We start from the raw sequence: 1,343 nt of genomic DNA, 5'->3' as shown, positions 1-1,343 counted from the left end.
TCGGCCTCGGTGCCCCACCGGGACAGGGCCATGGGCGGCAACGGAAGGTTGTCAGAGGAAGTCATGTCGCTCATACTGGAACAGTAAACCTCAATCTGTTCCGTTTTCCACGATCTCCGCACTGACGGGTACCCGACCCCCGGACGATCGCCAAGGGCGCCGCGCGCCAGTCAGGAGCTCCGGTGACCTCGTCCGCCCCGGCACTGTCGACCGACCGCACCGCCGCCACCCGCGACCGCGCGCTCACGGCCGCCCGCGACTCGATCCTCGAGATCGGTGCCACGCGGACCACGATGGTCGAGGTCGCCCGTCGCTCCGGGGTGGGACGGACAACCCTCTACCGCCACTGGCCGGACATCACCGCCCTCTTCGCCGACCTGCTCACCCGCGAGCTCACCGCGGTCGTCGAGCGGGTGGATCCCGCGCTCCCCGGCTCGGCTCTGCCCGGCTCAGCACTCCCCGACTCGGCACCCGGCGACGCGGACGAGCTCGTTTGGTTGCTGTGCACGTTCGCGGACGAGGTGCGGACGGACCCGCTGCTGGACGCGTTCCGCAGGCACGAGTCCGAGATGCTCTCCGAGTACGTCTTCCACCGGCTCGGCACCTCGCAGCGCCGGCTCATCGACGTCCTCCGCGGACTGCTCGCGCAGGCGGTGGCGAGCGACCCCAGGCTGGCCGGGCGCGACGCCGACAGGACCGCGACGATGCTCTTCCTCGCCGTCCAGGGGCTGGTCCTGTCGGCCCCACTCGCCGACCCGCCGCTCGACCCGTCCACCTGGCGGACCGAACTGAACCTACTCATCAGGGGGTACCTCGGCCTATGACCGGTCAGAGCGATCGCGTGCACACCACGCCCGTCCACACCGCGCCCGCCCACACCACGCCCGCCCACACCACCGCACTGTCCGCCGCCCGTCGGGCTCGTGAGCTCGCCGAACTGCGTGACCGCGACACCCCCGTGGATCTGGTGGTGATCGGAGGGGGCATCACCGGCGCCGGGATCGCCCTCGACGCCGCCTCCCGCGGGCTCGAGACCGTGCTCCTCGAGGCGCACGACCTGGCGTTCGGCACCAGCCGATGGTCGTCCAAGCTCGCCCACGGCGGCCTGCGGTACCTGGCCACCGGCAACGTCGGCATCGCCCGCCGCTCGGCCGTCGAACGCGGGATCATGCTCGACCGCACCGCCCCCCACCTCGTCCGGCCGCTCGCCCAGGTCGTCCCTGTCTTCCGCGACACACCGCCGCTCGGTGCGGTGCTCCCCGGACTGGGGTTCGTCGCCGGGACGCTGCTGTCCCGCCTCGCCGGGACGCGGGCCGACAGGCTGCCCGGCGCGCGGATCCTGG

2 protein-coding genes are annotated in these 1,343 nt (G+C 72.4%); both read left to right on the top strand.

Annotation, left to right across the window (positions count from 1 at the left end; translation table 11 throughout):
• The first annotated feature begins 182 nt into the window (after positions 1-182).
• Positions 183-824 (top strand): TetR/AcrR family transcriptional regulator, encoded by a 642-nt coding sequence (locus G6022_RS16395; RefSeq protein ID WP_182692047.1) that lies wholly within the window; start codon positions 183-185, stop codon positions 822-824.
• Positions 825-841: 17 nt separating this feature from the next.
• The coding region (locus G6022_RS16390) for an FAD-dependent oxidoreductase (RefSeq protein ID WP_182692045.1) at positions 842-1,343 on the top strand (502 nt) is incomplete at its 3' end.

Origin of the sequence: Dietzia sp. Cai40, assembly GCF_014145165.1 — a bacterium.
Classification (GTDB): Bacteria; Actinomycetota; Actinomycetes; order Mycobacteriales; family Mycobacteriaceae; genus Dietzia; species Dietzia natronolimnaea.
This window is presented reverse-complemented; position numbering and strand designations above follow the sequence as displayed.